The sequence below is a fragment of the Wolbachia endosymbiont of Tuta absoluta genome, assembly GCF_059414725.1.
The window spans coordinates 1-537 of record NZ_JBNRJY010000225.1; the positions used below are offsets into that span (position 1 = coordinate 1).

1 rRNA gene is annotated in these 537 nt (G+C 52.0%); it reads right to left on the minus strand.

Annotated features, from left to right (window positions below):
- Positions 1-21: 21 nt before the first annotated feature.
- Positions 22-537, minus strand: a 23S ribosomal RNA gene (locus ACJ5GX_RS02415); the annotation flags it as partial.

A 537-nucleotide genomic window follows, 5' to 3' on the forward strand; every position in this document is an offset into this window, starting at 1 on the left:
ATACAACTGCTTGGGTGTTGTATAGTCAAGCCTCACGAGCAATTAGTATTGGTCAGCTTCATGCGTCACCGCACTTCCACATCCAACCTATCAACGTCGTAGTCTTCAACGGCTCTTTAGAGGACATAAAGTCCTAGGGAAATCTTATCTTGAGGTAGGCTTCCCGCTTAGATGCTTTCAGCGGTTATCCCTTCCGAACATAGCTACCCGGCGATGCGACTGGCGTCACAACCGGTACACCAGAGGTTCGTCCACTCTGGTCCTCTCGTACTAGGAGCAGATCCTCTCAAATTTCCAACGCCCACGGTAGATAGGGACCGAACTGTCTCACGACGTTCTAAACCCAGCTCGCGTACCTCTTTAAATGGCGAACAGCCATACCCTTGGGACCTGCTTCAGCCCCAGGATGAGATGAGCCGACATCGAGGTGCCAAACACCGCCGTCGATATGAACTCTTGGGCGGTATCAGCCTGTTATCCCCAGAGTACCTTTTATCCGTTGAGCGATGGCCCTTCCATACAGAACCACCGGATCGA